Below are 17,969 nucleotides of genomic sequence, written 5' to 3'. Positions count from 1 at the left end.
GCGTCAGGGTAATAGTATGCCGTAGTAATTTTCCTTCCGAGAGACTACCATGAAAAAAGTCGCATCCACGCTGTTCGCCGCATTGCTGGCGATGTCATCGATTAACGTGGCGTTTGGCCAGGCTGCAGGCGGCGCCGGGACTGGTGCTACCAGCGGGTCTGGTGGTGCTGGTGCAGGTGCTGGCACGGGCACGGGCGCGGGCGGTGGTGCCGGGGCTGGCGGCGCTGGTGCTGGTGCAGGCGGTGCTGGTGCTGGTGCTGGTGCTGGTGCTGGTGCTGGTGCTGGTGCTGGTGCTGGTGCTGGTGCAGCGGGGGCCGGCGCAGGAGCTGCCGGTGCTGGTGCAGCGGGCGCGGGTGCGGCGGCGGGTGCCGGTGCGGCAGCAGCGGGTGCGGCGGCAGCGGGTGCAGCGGCTGTCGGCGGGATTACAGCGGGTGCCATTGCTGCTGGGATAGGTGCGGCTGCGGCTATCGGTGCTGCGGTTGCAGTGGCCACTAGCCAGAGCAATAACAACAATAACACGACGACTTCTACTTCTACTTCTACTTCTACGTCGACGAACTGATCGTTCCAGTTTCAGTTGGGCAAAAAACCTCCGGAAACGGAGGTTTTTTTATGCCTAGTTTCCGTAGGGTTTGGCGACTTCGATTGTGATGATGGGGGTGTTGGGGGAAGTCTGTTGTTCGCTTTTCCAGACGAAACCGGAGGCGTCGGCCCAGTAGCGGTTGGTGAAACGCCATGAGAGGGCAGTGGCTTCGCCGTTTTCCTCAAAGCAGCGGACCTGTCTTATGTGTTTTCCGATCTGAATTGCCGTCATATCGCCGAGGGGGGTGAGTGTCGAATTGACGATCACGGCATAGCGGTTTCCGGGCGACAAATCGATGCTTCGGCGAGCCGATTCTGCGCTGGGCGTGGTCAGTTGCGTACGTTCGAAGAAGTCCGGTGAGTGAAAGACCGTCTTGAGCAGCTCTTCCGGCAGGCCGACGGTTTTGATGATCCGTCCAAAGCGCGTGACCAGGACGCCGCGGTCCTCTGAAATCCAGTGCTGTTCGTCTCCCTCCACTTTGCCAAGAATCAGCAATAGCTTTTTCCAGTTCTTGAAAGTGACGGCAATTGAGGCATAAGGGAGTGTGTCGGGCAATTCTGGATCGAACGACGATGCCTTGCCGAAACGGGCGTCATAAACTTCTCGCAGTGTCTTCAATGACACGTTGTTGGATGAGCAGGCGGCGAGTGCAGTAGCCGAAGTCAGTATGCCAAGGAAATGGCGTCTTTTCATGGCATTGTCTTTAGGAAGTGAATTTGGGCGCAGTGTATAATCCCGGGCTGCGTTTTACAAACCGGTGTTGGCGGGCTGCGGTGTCGCGGCTTTGTCGATGGTATTCCGTGTTGCTCCGTTTTTTCCAACTTATTTTCGGATAGTCGTTATGTCAATCCATAAGCGGTGGTTTGCTGCGCTTCTGACCTGTGTTCTGCTGGCTAGTCCATTGGTATTAGCGCAGGCGTTGGATCCTCTGGGCGCTGCAGATCTGAAGGCGTTGCAGGCGGATCAACTGGAAAAATTCAATACCGCGACCGTGCCATTGTCTGGCGCTGGTGCCAGGAATCGGCAGGTAAACCCCGTCAGCGCGCCGGTCAAGGCCTCTGTTTCTGCGCCGATTGTCGGATTTTCTGCCGGTGGGTTGCGTCCGTTCGGTGAGCAGTTTCTGTCCGGAGGCGTGATTCCTTTTGCCGCCGCGGGCGATATGCCCGTGCCCAACGATTATGTTGTCGGTATTGGCGATACGATCGAACTGCGCCTGTTCGGCAAAGAGAACAGGACTTATCTGCTGCCAGTCGAGCGTACCGGCACCGTGACTTTGCAAGGTATCGGGCCAGTGCCTGTCGCGGGCATGACTTACGAGATGGTGGCCAAGACCTTGCTCGATCAGATCAGTACGCACAAGATCGGCGTCGAGGCGACGGTCAATATGGGGTCGCTGCGTTCGATCCAGATTTTCCTGATGGGCGAAGTGAACAATCCGGCGGCCTACGCGACCGATGCCTTGACGACGGTGGTCAATGCCTTGCTGGTGGGCGGCGGCATCAAGCCGAGCGGTTCGATGCGCAAGATCGAGGTGCGGCGTAACGGCGCCGTTGTCACCCGTATCGACCTCTATGAGGCGCTGCTGCAGGGCGGAACGAAGAACACGATCCGCCTGCGGTCGGGCGATACGATTTTTGTGCCGACGGTCGGTCGGCGCGTCGGTATTGGTGGTGATGTGCTGCGTCCGGCAATCTATGAACTGGCCGGCGAGAAGACTGCCGAGGATCTGATCGCACTTGCCGGCGGCTTGTCGCCGACCGCCTTTCCGGCGCGGTCAAAGCTTGACCGGATTGGCCAGGATGGCAAGCGACAAGTGCACGACATGGCCTTGGCGACGCCGACGCAACGCAAGCTCGAGCTCCTCGATGGCGATATCCTGACGGTGCCGTCGGTCGTCGCACGCTGGGACAAGTCGGTGACGCTGGCCGGCAGTGTCGAGCGTGCTGGCGACTACGAATGGACGCAGGGCATGAAATTGTCCGCGCTGATTCCGTCGTTTGAGGTGCTGGAGCGTGATGCCTACCGTCCGTTGGCGATCATCGAACGCATCGACCCGGCTTCCGGCGCGAAGCGCTTATTGTCGGTCAATCTGCTCGACATCGTGCGCGGTAAAACGGCCGAAGTGCTGGAACCCGGTGACCGGGTCACCGTGTTAAGTCTCGCCGATGTTGATTTCCTCTCGTCGGCAAACGTCCAGTTCGTTTTGGTCGGGCGTCTGCCGCCCGAGGAGGGCGACGCCAACAATCCCGTCGTTCTCGAAGATCGCGAAGCGAACAAGGTGCTTGAAGGCCAGGCGAATGCGCGCAGGTTGGTGCAAGGCGATCTCCTTAATACTGCGAACCGGTTCTCCGACCCCGCCAAACTTCAGGATGCCAACGCAGGTGTCGACGCTGCTCGCAGTATTAATGGTCCCAAAACAGCTCAGGTTCGGTGCGGAGGTTTGGTTGAAGTGTCGGATATCATCCGGCGCGAAGGCACGGAGCGTTTCCGGGCAGCAATCCTGAGTTCCGGGCAGGATGCCCAAGCCAAGCGACTGGTCAGAAGCGCAAGCTGTCCGGCGGTCTTCCAGACCCCGGGTCTGCTGACCTTCGTGCTTGAGAACGTCATTACCGTGCGCGGTGAAGTCAAGCAGCCGGGGGTTCTGCCGATTCCTGAAGGGCTCGCGCTCGATGTGGCGCTGAGTGCTCGCGGTGGTCTCACTCGCGAGGCGGATCCGTCGGGTGTCGAAGTCTCGCGGCAGGTGGCGGTGGCGGCCGGGTCGGCGTCCTTCAACAGAACCATGGTCAAGCTCGGGGCGCTGGCTCAGACCGCGCTCGAGCCGGGGAATCTCGTGCTGGTGCGCAAGCGTTTCTCGGAAATGGATACCGGTATCGTTCGTCTTTCCGGCGAGTTCACCCATCCCGGGAGTTTTGAGATCCGCCGTGGCGAACGCCTCTCGGAAGTGATCGCGCGGGCCGGCGGCATCACCTCCCAAGCCTATCCGCAGGGCGCCGTTTTCCTGCGCCAGAGCGTCAAGGAAGAGAAGCGACAGTACTACCAGAAGGCGGCTTACGATCTGCAGAATTCAATCCTGATGGGGATGACGCGGATGCGGACGGCCAGCACGACCGCGACGGCCGATGCCGGGGCGGGAACGGTGATGATGAGTCTCGTTAACCAGATGCGGACGATGGAGCCGGTCGGCCGCATGGTGGTCGAAGCCGACCCGACCGTATTGCAGGTACGCAAGGAACTCGATGTCCTCCTGGAGCCTGGCGACGAAATCCATGTGCCGCGACGTCCGTCGTCGATCCTGGTCATGGGCGAGGTGCTGAATCCGGGCTCGGTGCAGTTCGTCAGCGGCAAGAAGGCGGCAGACTATATTGCCTCGGTCGGTGGTTTGTCGCAGTTGGCTGACGAAAACCGGATTTTTGCCATTCTGCCCAACGGCAATGCCGAACCGCTCAAGATTTCCTCCTGGAATTTCCGGCCGACGTTGTTGCCGCCGGGCAGCACGATCTATGTGTCGCGCGAAGCACTGCCGACGACCGCGACCGATCTCATGTTGCTGTCCCTGCAGGTCGCCAAGGACTTGGCCTTGTCGGCGGCGGCGCTCAGCGTCATCTCGAAGTAGTCGGGAGAGACAAGACTGGCAGGATTGTCCTGAATGTCGCGTGATTGTCGGGGGCGTCTGGAGGCGCCCCGACTCGGCGCCTTGCGTATCGGTGGGCGATATGCGGCGGTGCTGTGCCTGTTCGCGTCGTTCGGGGCGACGGCGCAGGTTGAGCCGATGCCGCTGTTCGAGACCTATTCGGATATGGGCGGTATCGGTCTTCTGCAGATGCCGACGGCGCGCTTCGCCCCGGAAGGCGATTTTGCTTTTTCCTACACGCGCACCTCGCCCTATATCCGCAAGGCGTTGACCATGCAGCCGCTGCCGGGCGTCGAGGGTGTGCTACGGTACACGACGATTCTCGACCGCTTGTACGGACCGGAGAGTTTTTCCGGCAACCAGACCTACAAGGACAAAGGCTTCGATTTCAAGATCGAACTGCTCAAGGAGTCCGAATATCTGCCGCAGGTCGCATTTGGCATTCGCGACGTCGGCGGGACCGGGTTATTCGCCGGTGAGTATCTGGTCGCCAGCCGGCGCTACTACGATCTCGATGTCAGCCTCGGGCTGGGTTGGGGTTACCTCGGTTCGCGCGGGCAGTTGAAGAATCCGCTCACAATGTTGTCGTCCGGCTTCAAGACGCGACAAACCACGGTTGGACAAGGCGGATTGTTGTCGACGGCCGAGTACTTTCGTGGCGAGCGCGCGTCGCTGATCGGTGGTGTCGCGTATCAGACGCCGATTCAGGGTTTGGTGGCGAAGCTGGAGCTGGACGGCAACAACTACAGGAACGATGCCACCGGGCAGCCGATTGTCGCCTCGTCGCCGATCAACGTCGGGTTGACCTATTCCTATGGCCGCTGGCTCGATGTCTCGTTTGGCGTCGAGCGAGGCAATACCGTGATGTTCGGCCTTGCGCTGCACAGTAACCTGCATGCGGTATCCGGGATGCCAAAGGTCGATCCGTCGCCGCAACCGGTCAAGCCGCGAGATCTGTCCGAGTTGGTCGCGCACAATCGCGCCGGCGGCAATCCGACCTTGACGCCGGCCGGCCAGTCGGCTCAGGAGACGTCGACAAAGCTAGTCGCCGCGTTATCAGCGTCGGGCTACCGTGTCGGTGCCACTGAGATCAGTGAGAAGCGGGCGGTGGTGGAGGCTTCCCAGGAGACCTTCCGCAATAACGCACGTGCAGTGGGTCGCGCGGTGCGGATCATGGCGAACAACGTTCCTGCCAGTGTCGAAGAGTTGACGTATGTCACTCGCGAGAGCGGTTTGGAAACGGCGCGCGCCACTTTGTTGCGCCAAGATCTGGAAAAGGCGGTGCGTCACGAGGGGAGTCCGGAAGAGATAGCGATGCATCTGAGCTATGCCGGACCGGGTTCCGATCGCGAGGCAAAGCCGATGGATGTTCCCGGCGCATACCCGAATTCCAATTGGTTCTGGGCGCCGGCAATGAAGCATCAGATTGGCGGTCCGGACGGCGAGTATTTCTACCAACTTTACGTACGCGGCAGCAATGAACTGCAACTGACGCGCCACTTAAGCGTGACCAGTGGTGTAGCGCTGAATCTGGCGGATAACCTCGATGCCTTGAAGTTGCCATCGGACAGTGTTTTGCCGCACGTGCGCAGTGATATCGTCAAATACCTTAAGCAGGGGAAGACGAGTCTTTCGCAGTTCCACGCCGACTATCTGACCAATCTCCGACCGGATTGGTACGGCCGCGCCTCCGTCGGCTATTTCGAGGAAATGTTCGGCGGTGTCGGCGGCGAGGTGCTCTACCGACCTTTCGACAAGCCTTGGGCGATCGGGGCCGACATCAATCGCGTCAAGCAGCGCGGCTACGACCAGCGCTTCGATTTTCGTGATTACCAGGTCGATACCGGACATGTCGATCTTTACTACCGATTGCCGTTCTACAACATGACGGCGCAGTTGAGCGTCGGCAAGTACCTTGCCGGAGATCGCGGTGCAACATTTGCGCTGGCGCGGCAGTTCGACAGCGGCGTCGTCATCGGCGCCTTCGTGACGAAGACCAATGTTCCGGCCGAGCAGTTCGGTGAGGGATCGTTCGATAAAGGCATCTTCATCTCGATACCGATGGACCTCATTTCCTTGTACTCAAGTCGCAACAGAATGACGATGGGCTGGCGGCCCTTGACCCGGGACGGCGGGCAGCGACTCGCGGTTGCCAAGCGCCTGTATCCGATCGTGGCCGATTCCAACCCGGATAGGTTCATGAGCGATTGGACGCGCGCGCTTGAGTGATCTTGGCGATGATGAAGTGGCGTGGATGTTGGAGCACGACGTTTTTCAATACAATGCACAGGGCTTGAACGGTGCACTCAATACGGATGAATCAGTATGACTTCGGAAAATACGGGCGTGAGCGAAGCGGAGATGGACGACGAGATCGATCTGTTTGAACTCGGTATGACGCTGGTGCAGAACAAGTGGATCATTGCGTTATTCGCCGCCTTGTCTTTCTCCCTCGCTACGGGCTTGGCCTTTTATATGACGCCGAAGTACGAGGCGAAAGTCACTGCGACCTTCGCCGACGAGGGCAAGAGTGGTGGCGGTATGGGCGCGCTCGCCGGACAACTCGGCGGTTTGGCCGAAATGGCCGGGGTGAGTGTCGGTGGCGGGGGCAGCAAGGACGCATCGCTTGCGTATCTCAAGTCACGTGTCCTGCTCGAAGGCTTCATCAAAGATAACGATTTGATGCCCATTTTTTATGCCAAGCAGTGGGATGCGGCGAACAAGAAGTGGCTGAGCACCGATCCTGAGAAAATGCCGACCTTATGGAAAGCCTACGAGTTGTTCTCGAAGAGAATCCTTGCTGTCGCGCACGACAAGAAGACCAATCTGATTACGCTGACGATCACCTGGAAGGATCGCGAACAGGCGGTGGCCTGGGCCAATGATTTGGTGAAGATGGCCAACGCCAACCTGAGACAGAAAACCATCGACGAGACGCGTCTCAGCATCGGTTATCTGGAAAAGGAATTGCAGAAAACACCGGTTGTCGATGTGCAGCAAACGATTTATCGCGTGATGGAGAACCAGATCAAGACCATGATGATGGCCAACACGCAGGAACAGTTCGCCTTCAAGGTCATCGACCCGGCGGCAATCGTCGACGAGAATGCTTACGTGTCGCCGAAACGTGCCTTGATGATGGCGTTGGGCGCCTTGGGCGGCTTGTTTGTCGGCGTGGTCTTCGTTTTTGTGCGCCAGTCGCTCAGGCAGCGCCGCCTGCGTCGATCTGTCACTCAGTAAATCGTGCCGTTGTGCTGCTTGATCGATGTTGTGATGACGGATGGAAATGCGTTGTAAAGGCAGAGTGTCATCAATGTCTGACTGTACCAGACGCTGCTCGCGTGGTTTAATCATTTTGCCTATTTTTACAGGATATCCTGCCGGTTGTTGCGGCATCAGATGACATGACAGAAGTTGCGCCGATTGCAGGTTTCTTCGTCACGCTCGCCATTTGCGTGCTGATTGTCTTGACACAACGTTGGCATGGCAGGATGACGCTCGATTGCAATCACGGCGTGCAGAAATTCCATGTCGGCGCGACGCCGCGGGTTGGAGGGGTTGGCATCCTGGCCGGACTGGTCGCCGTCTGGGTGTTTGCATCCAGCGTGTTTGCCGAAACTTTTGGGTTCATGTTGTTGGCCGGAATGCCCGCTTTCCTCTTCGGTCTTGCCGAGGATCTGACCAAGTCCGTGAGCGTGCGCGCGCGCTTGCTGGCGACGATGGCAAGTGGTTTTTTTGCCTGGTCGCTGACCGGCATCAGCCTGACCGAAGTAGATGTCTGGGGCATCGATGCGCTGCTGAAATTCGTCCCGATATCCGTCTTGGTTACGATGGTGGCGGTGGCAGGGGTGGCCAATTCGGTCAATATCATCGACGGCTTCAACGGCTTGGCCGCGGGTAGCGTCATCATCTGTCTCTCAGCGCTGGGCATTATTGCCGCCGACGTCGGGGATAGTGTGATCGCCTTGATCTGCCTGTCGCTGATCGCTGTCCTCTCGGGCTTTCTGCTGGTCAATTTCCCGCTTGGCAAACTGTTTCTCGGGGATGGCGGCGCCTATTTGCTCGGTTTCTTGCTGGCCTGGTTGGCGGTGATGCTGCCGATGCGTAATCCCTCGGTCTCCGAGTGGGCTCCACTGTTAGCCTGCGGGTATCCGGTGCTGGAGGTGCTTTTCAGCATGATGCGACGTTACAAGCGCTCGCTCAATCCGGGCCATCCCGATCGCCTGCATCTGCACAGCCTCGTCAAGACGCGCATCATTCGCAAGCATTTCAAGACTTGGCCGGCGTATTTGAAGAATGCTGCGGTTTCACCGATCTGCTGGGTTTATGCGGCGCTTCCCGCTTCTCTGGCGGTCTTGTTCAACGAACGGACCCCTTGCCTCATGGCATCCTTCGCTTTTTGCGCCCTTGTCTACTGGCTCTGCTATCGCCGGCTTGTCTGTTTCCACTGGGGCATCGGAGACCGTACCGTGTCGCCCGAGAACAGCGACGCAGGCCGCCGCTAAAACCTCGGGTTAGGTATTCCTTCAAGCATAGATATCGACGTTGCTACCGATCGTTCCAGTCGATTTGGCGCTTGAGGTGGTCGCGCCTTGTGATGAAGCGGTCGCTGTGGTGGCGTTTGTGGAGGCAGAATTCTTCGCTGCTTTCGCTTGCTCCGATTCGACTTGTGCGAGACGGTTCTCGAGCGCGACGATCTGGCTTTGAATCAACTGCGCCTGTTCTCTGGCATCTTTCGACGAACTCTTGCTCAACTCCGTCAGTTGTTTTTGCAGCGCGGTAATCTGTTTCTGGATCGCGGCGATCTGGGAACTGGTGCCCGAAGACGATGATGACGATGAGGTGGTGGATACGGTAGCTGCGCTAACGGCGGTGGTCATGGCGGGCTCCTGATGAAATGTCATCAGGGATAACGCCCGACACGGAAAAATCTTTTGGCCTTGAACGTGTAAATGCAGGAAAAGCTGCCGTTTTTGCGTCGGCCTTGTTTCAGTTTCGGGCCGCTAAATCCGCCGCCAGTTCACTCAACGCACTGTGCAGGCGAATGACAACGTCTTCCCAACGGCCTGCGGTCGTTTGCCGGAACAGTCGCACAACGCCCGGATACCAGGGCGAGTCGTCGCGATCGGTGAGCCAGCGCCAGTCGGTCATGTGATCGGGGAGCAGGATCCAACTCCGCACGCCGAGGGCGCCAGCGAGGTGGGCGACGGCGGTATCGACGCTGATAACGAGATCGAGTTGGCTGACGATCGCGGCCGTATCTGAAAAATCCTGTAGCAGCGGACCGAGATTGATCAGGTCGAGGGCACGCGAGGCCGATGACGGGACTTCGTTCTCGCCGGCGCCCTTCTGCAATCCGATGAAGCGGACCGCGTCGATGCCGCCGAGCGGGACGAGCAGGTCGAGCGCGGGCAGCGAACGGTCGGCATCGTTCTCGAAGCCTGTGCTGCCCTTCCACACCAGGCCGACACGGAAGCCCTCGCCGGGGATACGGGGTGCCCATGCGGCCACTTTTTCGGCGGAGGCCCTGAGATAGGGAATCGTGTCGGGAATGTTGTCGAGACGCGTGCGGCAGTAATAGGGCAGGCTCAGCGGCGGCGACCAGTAGTCCCACTCGCGAACGGGGATGTCTTCGTTGAAGGCATGGACCCGGTCGATAGCGCATTGCACCGAAAACAGCGACTTCAGCGCCGGATGGCAGAGCAGGTCGATCGATGTCGGGGCTTGCTGGCGTAGCGCTTGGGCATAGCGCACGAACTGGATCATGTCGCCATGACCAGCCTCGTACACGATCAGCAGTGATTTTCCTTGCAGCGGTTCGCCGTGCCAGCGCGGGCAGAGAAGCTTGTCCTCGAGTGGCGCGTACCAGCGGCGGGCTTCGAGACACGACCAGCCTTCTTCGTAATGTCCGTGGCGCAGCAGCAGGTAGCTCAGGTTGAAGCGCGAGGCGAGATGATCGGCGTCGATGCTCATTGCCGTGCGGTAGCACTGTTCTGCCTCGGCCTCGCGTTTCTGGCGCGCATACAGCACCCCCAGATTCGACCAGGCCTGGGGCGACAAGGGGCGGCAGGCAATCGCTTGCTGGCAGACAGCTTCAGCCTCGCCGTAGCGCTTCGACGTGGTCAGTAGTGCGCCGAGATTCAGGTGGGCTTCGGCGCACTGCGGCGACAGTTCGATGGCCTGGCGAAGATGGATTTCGGCGTCGATGACGTCGCCGCGGTTGTAGTGGAGGTAGCCGAGATTGGCGTTGGCGTCCGGATGTTGCGGGTCGAGCGTCAGCGCTTCCTTGAATGCGTGCAGCGCGGCTGTTTCGTCTTCATTCTCAAGCGCGCGGATGCCCCGCAGGCAGGCCGCGTCGGCGGTGTGCTTTTGCGCGGCTTGCTCGTTGGGTCTATTGATGCTCAAGAAGATATCTCCCGCTTTGGCGGGTATTTGTGCGCGCCGGAAACGGTGTCAGTGAAGACCATGGCGGCAATTGCGCTCAGGCGCTTATTCCGATGGCCGTCTATTTCCAGGCGTCGCCCGGCTTGCCCGGCTTCTTGCAATGGGCGTCCTCGTAGGGGCCTTTGACGATGATCCAGCCGGGGCCGGGCATGACCTGCGCACAGATGTCGCGGTCAGCTTCCGGGCTGCGCCAGCGATACCAGGCTGCCGGCGCCGCCTCTGCCAGCGCCGAGAAGACGCAGAGCAGGATGGCCAGGCGCAGTGCTGTTGATGCTTGTTTCATAGTCGCTCCGTCGCGTCGGGGAATGAGCCGGCTATCGTAACGCGGACGGCGTCGTCATGCCAGGCGTGAGGTGCCTTGGCAAAAAAACACTGTGGTATTCTCCAAGGCCACGATGGCAGTGGCGCCGCGCGGGAAGACGTGCGGCAGTATCTGTGACGGGGGCGCCCCGTTGGATGGTAGCGGAGAGGGTGAAGTGAGCAAGCTTGAGGAAACGCAGAGAATCATCGACAGCGCGATGGCAACGGCATCGCGGCCGGTATTGACGCTGTCGGGTGGCAAGGATTCGTTGCTGCTGCTGCACCTATGTCGCCCTTATCGGGATCGCTTGCACATCGCCTGGGCGCGGACCAGCGAAACGTTTCCGCACATGGTCGAATTTGTCCGCGAGCAACTGGCTGGTTGGGACCATGTCGAGCTTGTCTCCGATCAGGCAAAGTACTTCGCCCGGAAAGGTCTGCCTTCCGCGCTGATTCCGGTGCGCCATCGGCCGCACGAGAAGAATCCGGGTGTGTTGATCCAGTCGAATGGCTATTGCTGCAAGGATCTGCAATATCGGCCGCTGGCGAACTATATCAAGCGCTATGACGCTGATCTGGTCTTCCATGGCCAGACGGCGGAAGATCTGCACAATCAGAAAACTTCGTTTCCGCGCATGCTGAGGCCGTTTCCGTGCGAACGCCTGGTGGCTCCGATCGATGCCTGGACGTCGGCGGAAGTGCTGGCGTATTGCCGGGAGGCTGGCGTCGCGCTTCCGTCGCAGTATCGTCAGGGTTTGCCGGACTCGCTCGAGTGCTGGAATTGCACGGTGCGTACCGATATCGCGCGCTTCGAATGGATGCAGACCCACTGCCCGGAACTGGCGACGAAGTTGGGGGCGTTGATGCAGGAGGTGTATGGCGCGGCGATCGCCGATTACGACAAACACATCCGACCGGTGATCGACGCGGTCGAGAAAACGCCGAACGACGCGCTCTAGGCTATCGGCGCTTTGCGGACGGCGTCCGCCCAGCAGTTGGGCGTTTCGTAAAGACGAATGCGTTCGAGATGCAGGTGATTGCCGAAGGAGTCGCGATAGACTGCGTCGAGAATGGCGAAAGCCTTCTCCGCAAGGTTCTCGGCGGTGGGGACGCAATCGAGGATCACCGTCTTGTGTCCGGGGAGAGAGCCGAGGAACTCGACGATGGCCGTGTCGCCGGCAAAGGCCAGGAATGCATGGTCCCAGAGGTCGACGAGGTGGGTCTTGGCGAGCGCCTTGACCTCGGAAAAATCCATGACCATGCCATTGGCCGCATTGCCGGCCTGCTGGATGATATCGCCGCCCAGCGTGATTTCGATGGCATAGCGATGCCCGTGCAGATGTCGGCACTGGCTTTTGTGGTCGGGGATGCGGTGTCCGGCGTCGAATTCCAGACGGCGAGTGATGAACATGGAAGAAAACCGGGTGCTGAGCAGTCTGCAATTATATCATTGGGGATTGAGCCCTTTCTTGACGGAGTTTTTATGTTGACGATCGATGATCATCGCCGTGACCGTGTCGGGTTGACCTATGTCTATCCGGTGATTTCGCGTCGTGCGGGTGGCGTATCGATCGGCATCAATCTCAATCCCAACAATGCCTGCAATTGGGCCTGCGTCTATTGCCAGGTGCCCGACCTGAAGCGCGGCGGACCGCCAGCCGTCGATCTGGCGGTATTGGAGGCCGAGCTGCGCGGATTCGTCGAACAGGTCTGTACCGGCGATTATTTGACGCGCGAAGTGCCGCCCGAGATGCGGCGTCTTGTCGATGTGGCGTTCTCCGGTAATGGTGAGCCGACGAGTGCCGACGGCTTTGCCGAGGCGGTAGTCTGCGTTGAGCGCGTGCTGCGGGAGTTTTCCCTGGCGGATGCGCTGACTGTCCGTCTCATCACCAACGGCAGTCTGATGCATCGACCGGCGGTGCGCGAAGGGGTGCGGCGCATTGGCGCTTTGCGCGGCGAGGTGTGGTTCAAGCTCGATCGGGCGAGCGAAGCGGGGGTTGCGCGTATCAACCAGGTTGCTTTTTCGCCCGAGAAAACGCGAAAGGCCTTGTTGCAATGCGCCGAACTCGCCGATACCTGGGTGCAGACCTGTTGGTTCGCGATGGATGGCGAGGAAGCGGATGAAGCCGAACAGCAGGCCTATCTGGGCTTTCTGGCGTCGCTTGAGAACAAAATAAAGGGCGTGCACCTCTACGGTTTGGCACGCCCTTCCCTTCAGCCCGAAGCGCCGCGTCTTTCATCTCTCGCGCCGGAACGTCTCCGGTGTTTTGCCGACCGGATCGAAGCGCTTGGAATTCGCGTGACGGTCAGTCCCTGAGCCGGAGAGCTGACGCTCAGGCGCCTTTTTTCCAGGCTTTGGCTGATTTCTTGAGTGTCTTGTAGAGCGCCGCGTCCTGGCTCTTCAGATACGCGATGACGTCCATGTCGTCGCGCTTGACGCGCTGAAGATCGATCTGCTCGACGTGCACGAGACGGAGCAACTCGCGCACCGGCCTCGGCATGTTGCGACCGCTCTCGTAACGAGAACCGCCGCTCTGCGTCACGCCGAGTTGCGACCAGAACTGTTGTTGGTTCAGGCCCAGTTTGCGACGAATCTCGCGCGGCTCGATCGTTTCTGTTGCTTTAGTGTTGCTCATGGCATCCTTTCTCTTGGTGATCTCTCACCGTTCATGGATTGTGAGTGAGTTTAGTCCAACCGGAGGCTGGTTGATGTTGTCCTATTTTGTATTACTTTAGTAATAGCGTCGAGCAGTATAGGATACTGTGCTGGTTGCTTGCAAGTGGCATGACGGGTGACTCGGATCCGGCGCCTGTCGGATACCCCTGAAATGGGGATTTGCCCTGTATATTCAGCTTGGTAATAGGGTAGAATGGCAACCTTTCAAGACCAACACACTGGATTAGGAATGGCGCTGATAGTTCAGAAGTTCGGAGGGACCTCGGTCGGTTCGGCCGAGCGCATCAAGAATGTGGCCAAGCGCATTGCCCGCTGGAAAGCGCAGGGCCATGACATCGTGGTCGTGCCGTCGGCGATGTCGGGGGAGACCAACCGGCTGATCGGGCTGGCGAAAGAGGTTTCGGCGGCGCCGTCGCCGCGGGAGTTGGACGTGATTGCATCGACGGGCGAGCAGGTGACGATCGCGCTGTTGTCGATGGCTTTGCATGAATGCGGCCTCAAGGCCAAGAGCTATACCGGACCGCAGGTCAAGGTGCTGACGGATAGCACGTATACCAAGGCGCGGATCCTGAAGATCGACGATCAAAGAATTCGTCGCGATCTGGCTGCCGGAAATGTTGTCGTCGTGGCGGGTTTCCAGGGGGCCGATGAAGACGGCAATATTACGACGCTCGGACGCGGCGGTTCCGACACCTCTGCCGTGGCGCTTGCTGCCGCTCTTAAGGCGGATGAATGCCAGATCTATACCGATGTCGATGGCGTCTATACGACCGACCCGCGCGTCGTTCCGGAAGCGCGCAAACTCGATACCATCACCTTCGAGGAAATGTTGGAGATGGCGAGCCTGGGGTCCAAGGTGTTGCAAATCCGTTCCGTCGAATTCGCCGGAAAATACAAGGTCAAACTGCGCGTGCTTTCGAGTTTCGAGGATGAAGGCGAAGGCACTCTGATTACCGTTGAGGAAGAGAAAAGCATGGAACAACCGATCATCTCAGGCATCGCCTTTAACCGCGACGAAGCCAAGCTGACCATTCTTGGCGTGCCGGACCTGCCCGGCGTTGCCTTCAAGATTCTGGGACCGATTGCGGAAGCCAATATCGATGTCGATATGATTATCCAGAACGTCAGCCAGGAAGGGCTGACCGATTTCTCGTTTACAGTCAATCGCGGCGATTTCAACAAGGCGAAGAGCATTCTCGAGACGAGCGCGGTCGAAATGAAGGCGCGCGGCGTTGTTGGCGACAGCAAGACCTGTAAGGTTTCGGCGGTTGGCGTCGGTATGCGTTCGCATCCGGGCATCGCCAGCAAAATGTTCCGCGCGCTCGGTGCCGAAGGCATCAACATCCAGATGATCTCGACCTCGGAAATCAAGATTTCGGTGGTGATCGAAGAGAAGTATCTGGAATTGGCGGTTCGGGTGCTGCACAAGGTTTTCGGGCTGGACAAGGAATAGCCGATTTTCGTTTGACCGGGGGCGCGATACCGGCTATCATCGCGCCCTTCCGGAGACGTGGCCGAGAGGTCGAAGGCACTCCCCTGCTAAGGGAGCATTCGGGCAAAACCTGAATCGAGGGTTCGAATCCCTCCGTCTCCGCCAGCAAAAAGCAAATAACGCCATGATTTTCATGGCGTTTTTGTTTTTGTGCTGCCGACCTCTTGATCGGGCGACGTGCAATCGGTCATCACGACAAATTTGAGCGTTGCCTTTTTTTGCGCGCGCAACCATACCTCGCCACCCCCTGCGTCGTTACGCCCGCCTTTTTTTGCCCTGAATCCGTGCCCCGTTAGTTAAACCGGGTTTTGCCACTGCCCTTGATCTCTATACTCCTCTGGAATGTCCGGGCGGCGACCGTGCTTCAAGTAATTGGGTCAAAGAAGCGCGTGCCAAGTATTGGAGTCGGGGGGAACTACTGGCGCTCGTTGGCAACGCGTCAAATACGCCGCAGCAGAAGGGCTGAAAAGGCTTTGGTACCAGTGTTGTGCATCCGGCCTGGGCTTTGGGTAAGCCGACGTGGATACTGCTGCCTTGCGTACCCGACTGGCGATGGTTGCCGGATAGAAACGATAGCCCTTGGTATTCGACAGTTCGCCTATATCGCCAACAGACGGTTGGCGATTGGGATAGTGCGATGACGCGAGTAGCGGCTGATTTGGAGTCGCTGCGTTAACATGCTGGAATATCGCCCATCGTGCGAGGCAATAAACAACGTCCAGGCGGGAAGACAGCACGAGAAGTACGCCTGGACGGAGACGAGAATCCGGCCGACTGCAGCCCGCTTCATTTCATCGATTCGCATCGATGTCATATTGCGCGACTGCAGTCCTTTTGTGTTCGGCAATGCCGGCCAGCGCTCGTATGCCCATTGATTCGAACGCTCAGCGCGCCGTCATCCACTTGAGCGGCAAGGTGACGAGTTCGGGCACGAAGACGAGGAGGAAGAGCACCACCGTCTGCGCGATCATGAACGGCACCACACCCTTGATCGCCCCGCTCATCGGAATCCGTGCCACGCCGCAGACGACGTTGAGCACCGTCCCCACCGGCGGCGTCACCAGTCCGATCGCGTTGTTGATCATGAACAGCACACCGAAATAGACCGGATCGATCCCTGCCTGCTTCAACACCGGCATCAACACCGGCGTCATGATCAGGATCGTCGGTGTCATGTCCAGCGCCGTCCCGACCACCAAGACCAGCAGCATCAGCACGAAGGTCAGCAGCATCTTGTTGTCCATGAACGGCTCGACCATCTGCGCCAGCTGTCCCGGAATGTCCGCCGCCGTGATCAGCCACGCCGATACCCCCGCCGCCGACACCAGGAACATGATTACCGCCGTCGTCTCCGACGCCCGCAGGAACAAACCGAAAAGCTGCGGAATCTTGATCTCGCGATAGATCACCACGCCGACGAAGAGCGAATAGGCCGCCGCAATCACCGCGGCCTCGGTCGGCGTGAAAACGCCGATCTTCAGACCGCCGACAATGACGATCGGCAGCACCAGTGCCCACGCCGCCTTGCGCGTCTCTTCCAGCTTCACCTTCATGCTCGTCTTCGCCTCGACGCGCATCTCGTCATGCTTCGTGCACCACCACCAGGCGATCATGATCGACAGCCCCATCAGCACACCCGGCACAATCCCGGCAATGAACAGCTTGGTGATCGACACCCCGCCGGTCACGCCATACAGGATGAAGCCGATCGACGGCGGAATGATCGGCGCGATGATGCCGCCGCAAGCGATCAGCCCGCACGAACGATTGACGTTGTAGCCGGCATTGCGCATCAGCGGCACCAGCACCGAGGCCAGCGCTGCCGTGTCGGCCACCGCCGACCCCGACAAGGCCGCCATGATCACCGCCGCCATGACCGCGACATAACCGAGGCCGCCACGGATGTGACCCACCCAGGCCATCGCCATCGTGATGATCCGCCGCGTCATTCCGCCGGCATTCATCAGCTCGCCCGCCAGCATGAAGAACGGCACTGCCAGCAACGGGAAACTGTTCGCCCCGTCCCACATGTTCTGGATGACGATCTGCGGATCCGTCATGCCCATGAAGTACATCATGCACAGGCCGCAGCCGACCAGCGCGAACGCCACCGGCATGCCCAGCGCCATCAACCCGAGCAGCGATGTAATGAAGACTAATACGGTCATGCCTTGTTCCCCCCGTGGCTCGCGTGTTCGGCCATTTCCTTCTCGATCTCGTGCGCTTCTTCCATGCCCTCTTCCTGCACGTCGATCAACTCGCTCTCATCGACCTGCCCGAGCAGCAAACGCACAATGTTCGACAGACAGATGATGGTGATCGCCGTCCCCGTCAGGTAGCTCACGCCATAGACCCACAGCATGCTCAACTGCAGCACCGGCGACGCATTCGACGCAATGATCTCGTGCTGCATCCACGTCCCGTACAGCATGTACAGGCTGCACACCGTCATGATCGCCTGGCTGATGCCCCAGCACACCTTGCGCCCGAATACCGGCAAGGCCGCCACCACCATATCCACCCCCAGGTGCGTGTGCTTGTTCATCCCGATCACCGCACCGACAAAGGTCATCCAGATGAAGGCAAAGCGCGGAATCTCCTCGGCAAAATCGATGCCCGTGTTGAAAAAAATCCGCAGCATCACGTTCAAGAACACCAGCACGAACATCACCACCATGCTGATCACCAGTATCACTTCCAGCAAACGGTAGAAGCCACTTCTCACCGCGTGCAAACCTTCCTTCATGCGACCTCCTTATGTGCCGGTGCGATCGAGGCCGTCCGGCCCCAACTGACGGACAAAAAAATGGGGAAGGACTCTTTCAAGTCGTTCCCCGTATGC

Annotated in this window: 16 protein-coding genes and 1 tRNA gene; 9 read left to right on the top strand and 8 right to left on the bottom strand. The window is 59.2% G+C overall.

Annotated elements, in window-relative coordinates; all coding sequences use genetic code 11:
* Nucleotides 1-113: 113 nt before the first annotated feature.
* Nucleotides 114-452 (top strand): hypothetical protein, encoded by a 339-nt coding sequence (locus BLR25_RS20985; RefSeq protein ID WP_176785837.1) that lies wholly within the window; start codon nucleotides 114-116, stop codon nucleotides 450-452.
* 164 nt (nucleotides 453-616) lie between these two features.
* Here BLR25_RS20985 and BLR25_RS10510 read toward each other — a convergent pair whose 3' ends face one another.
* Nucleotides 617-1,276: a YjbF family lipoprotein gene (locus tag BLR25_RS10510; RefSeq protein WP_091937338.1), complete on the bottom strand. Its 660-nt coding sequence runs from the start codon at nucleotides 1,274-1,276 to the stop codon at nucleotides 617-619.
* Between the two features lie 472 nt (nucleotides 1,277-1,748).
* Between BLR25_RS10510 and BLR25_RS10505 the strand changes: the two genes are divergently transcribed.
* The 4 genes from BLR25_RS10505 to BLR25_RS10490 all read left to right on the top strand — a co-directional run bounded on the left by BLR25_RS10505 (nucleotide 1,749) and on the right by BLR25_RS10490 (nucleotide 8,719).
* Nucleotides 1,749-4,196 (top strand): SLBB domain-containing protein, encoded by a 2,448-nt coding sequence (locus tag BLR25_RS10505; RefSeq protein WP_176785836.1) that lies wholly within the window; start codon nucleotides 1,749-1,751, stop codon nucleotides 4,194-4,196.
* A 33-nt stretch (nucleotides 4,197-4,229) separates the two neighbouring features.
* Entirely contained in the window at nucleotides 4,230-6,443 is a 2,214-nt protein-coding gene (locus BLR25_RS10500; protein WP_091937334.1) for a YjbH domain-containing protein, read from the top strand.
* A 96-nt stretch (nucleotides 6,444-6,539) separates the two neighbouring features.
* On the top strand, nucleotides 6,540-7,454 hold the full coding sequence (locus BLR25_RS10495; RefSeq protein ID WP_091937332.1) for a Wzz/FepE/Etk N-terminal domain-containing protein: 915 nt from the start codon (nucleotides 6,540-6,542) through the stop codon (nucleotides 7,452-7,454).
* A gap of 164 nt (nucleotides 7,455-7,618) precedes the next feature.
* Nucleotides 7,619-8,719 carry an MraY family glycosyltransferase gene (locus BLR25_RS10490; RefSeq protein WP_091937330.1) on the top strand — a complete coding sequence of 367 codons (1,101 nt, stop codon included), beginning with the start codon at nucleotides 7,619-7,621 and terminating at the stop codon, nucleotides 8,717-8,719.
* A gap of 21 nt (nucleotides 8,720-8,740) precedes the next feature.
* Here the strand turns inward: BLR25_RS10490 and BLR25_RS10485 are convergent, their stop codons facing one another.
* The 3 genes from BLR25_RS10485 to BLR25_RS10475 all read right to left on the bottom strand — a co-directional run bounded on the left by BLR25_RS10485 (nucleotide 8,741) and on the right by BLR25_RS10475 (nucleotide 10,941).
* Nucleotides 8,741-9,094: a FlxA-like family protein gene (locus BLR25_RS10485; protein WP_176785835.1), complete on the bottom strand. Its 354-nt coding sequence runs from the start codon at nucleotides 9,092-9,094 to the stop codon at nucleotides 8,741-8,743.
* A gap of 109 nt (nucleotides 9,095-9,203) precedes the next feature.
* Entirely contained in the window at nucleotides 9,204-10,619 is a 1,416-nt protein-coding gene (locus BLR25_RS10480; protein WP_218122698.1) for a tetratricopeptide repeat protein, read from the bottom strand.
* Nucleotides 10,620-10,719: 100 nt separating this feature from the next.
* Nucleotides 10,720-10,941 (bottom strand): hypothetical protein, encoded by a 222-nt coding sequence (locus BLR25_RS10475; RefSeq protein WP_091937326.1) that lies wholly within the window; start codon nucleotides 10,939-10,941, stop codon nucleotides 10,720-10,722.
* Between the two features lie 193 nt (nucleotides 10,942-11,134).
* Here BLR25_RS10475 and BLR25_RS10470 point away from each other — a divergent pair, with 193 nt between their 5' ends.
* Entirely contained in the window at nucleotides 11,135-11,917 is a 783-nt protein-coding gene (locus tag BLR25_RS10470) for a phosphoadenosine phosphosulfate reductase domain-containing protein (protein WP_176785834.1), read from the top strand.
* Here BLR25_RS10470 and queD read toward each other — a convergent pair.
* Nucleotides 11,914-12,369 (bottom strand): 6-carboxytetrahydropterin synthase QueD, encoded by a 456-nt coding sequence (gene queD / locus BLR25_RS10465; protein WP_091937323.1) that lies wholly within the window; start codon nucleotides 12,367-12,369, stop codon nucleotides 11,914-11,916. The genes BLR25_RS10470 and queD overlap by 4 nt on opposite strands.
* A gap of 72 nt (nucleotides 12,370-12,441) precedes the next feature.
* Here queD and BLR25_RS10460 point away from each other — a divergent pair, with 72 nt between their 5' ends.
* The gene (locus tag BLR25_RS10460) at nucleotides 12,442-13,275 is read left to right on the top strand and encodes a radical SAM protein (protein WP_091937321.1); all 834 of its coding nucleotides are present in this window, start codon (nucleotides 12,442-12,444) and stop codon (nucleotides 13,273-13,275) included.
* A 16-nt stretch (nucleotides 13,276-13,291) separates the two neighbouring features.
* On the opposite strand, the gene BLR25_RS10455 is transcribed toward BLR25_RS10460, so the two are convergent.
* Complete coding sequence (locus BLR25_RS10455; protein ID WP_091937319.1) at nucleotides 13,292-13,594, bottom strand: helix-turn-helix domain-containing protein; 303 nt, start codon at nucleotides 13,592-13,594, stop codon at nucleotides 13,292-13,294.
* 270 nt (nucleotides 13,595-13,864) lie between these two features.
* On the opposite strand from BLR25_RS10455, the gene BLR25_RS10450 reads away from it, so the two are divergent.
* Both BLR25_RS10450 and BLR25_RS10445 read left to right on the top strand, forming a co-directional pair.
* Entirely contained in the window at nucleotides 13,865-15,088 is a 1,224-nt protein-coding gene (locus BLR25_RS10450; protein WP_091937317.1) for an aspartate kinase, read from the top strand.
* Nucleotides 15,089-15,139: 51 nt separating this feature from the next.
* Nucleotides 15,140-15,232, top strand: a tRNA-Ser gene (locus tag BLR25_RS10445).
* 779 nt (nucleotides 15,233-16,011) lie between these two features.
* Here the strand turns inward: BLR25_RS10445 and BLR25_RS10440 are convergent.
* Together BLR25_RS10440 and BLR25_RS10435 are read right to left on the bottom strand one after the other, a co-directional pair.
* On the bottom strand, nucleotides 16,012-17,295 hold the full coding sequence (locus BLR25_RS10440; RefSeq protein ID WP_091937315.1) for a TRAP transporter large permease: 1,284 nt from the start codon (nucleotides 17,293-17,295) through the stop codon (nucleotides 16,012-16,014).
* Nucleotides 17,292-17,873, bottom strand: coding sequence for a TRAP transporter small permease (locus BLR25_RS10435; RefSeq protein ID WP_091937313.1), 582 nt, complete (start codon nucleotides 17,871-17,873; stop codon nucleotides 17,292-17,294). The genes BLR25_RS10440 and BLR25_RS10435 overlap by 4 nt, the downstream gene beginning before the upstream one ends.
* Nucleotides 17,874-17,969 lie beyond the last annotated feature (96 nt).

Source organism: Propionivibrio dicarboxylicus, assembly GCF_900099695.1.
GTDB lineage: Bacteria > Pseudomonadota > Gammaproteobacteria > Burkholderiales > Rhodocyclaceae > Propionivibrio > Propionivibrio dicarboxylicus.
Note: the sequence above shows the minus strand (reverse complement) of the source record. Positions and strands in the feature narration are given on the sequence as shown.

What these genes read in the sequence shown, in the direction of transcription:
- BLR25_RS10510 (WP_091937338.1), bottom strand. Translation starts at nt 1,276, where the DNA reads ATGAAAAGACGCCATTTCCTTGGCATACTGACTTCGGCTACTGCACTC.
- BLR25_RS10500 (WP_091937334.1), top strand. Translation starts at nt 4,230, where the DNA reads ATGTCGCGTGATTGTCGGGGGCGTCTGGAGGCGCCCCGACTCGGCGCC.
- BLR25_RS10495 (WP_091937332.1), top strand. Translation starts at nt 6,540, where the DNA reads ATGACTTCGGAAAATACGGGCGTGAGCGAAGCGGAGATGGACGACGAG.
- BLR25_RS10490 (WP_091937330.1), top strand. Translation starts at nt 7,619, where the DNA reads ATGACAGAAGTTGCGCCGATTGCAGGTTTCTTCGTCACGCTCGCCATT.
- BLR25_RS10485 (WP_176785835.1), bottom strand. Translation starts at nt 9,094, where the DNA reads ATGACCACCGCCGTTAGCGCAGCTACCGTATCCACCACCTCATCGTCA.
- BLR25_RS10475 (WP_091937326.1), bottom strand. Translation starts at nt 10,941, where the DNA reads ATGAAACAAGCATCAACAGCACTGCGCCTGGCCATCCTGCTCTGCGTC.
- queD (WP_091937323.1), bottom strand. Translation starts at nt 12,369, where the DNA reads ATGTTCATCACTCGCCGTCTGGAATTCGACGCCGGACACCGCATCCCC.
- BLR25_RS10460 (WP_091937321.1), top strand. Translation starts at nt 12,442, where the DNA reads ATGTTGACGATCGATGATCATCGCCGTGACCGTGTCGGGTTGACCTAT.
- BLR25_RS10455 (WP_091937319.1), bottom strand. Translation starts at nt 13,594, where the DNA reads ATGAGCAACACTAAAGCAACAGAAACGATCGAGCCGCGCGAGATTCGT.
- BLR25_RS10450 (WP_091937317.1), top strand. Translation starts at nt 13,865, where the DNA reads ATGGCGCTGATAGTTCAGAAGTTCGGAGGGACCTCGGTCGGTTCGGCC.
- BLR25_RS10440 (WP_091937315.1), bottom strand. Translation starts at nt 17,295, where the DNA reads ATGACCGTATTAGTCTTCATTACATCGCTGCTCGGGTTGATGGCGCTG.
- BLR25_RS10435 (WP_091937313.1), bottom strand. Translation starts at nt 17,873, where the DNA reads ATGAAGGAAGGTTTGCACGCGGTGAGAAGTGGCTTCTACCGTTTGCTG.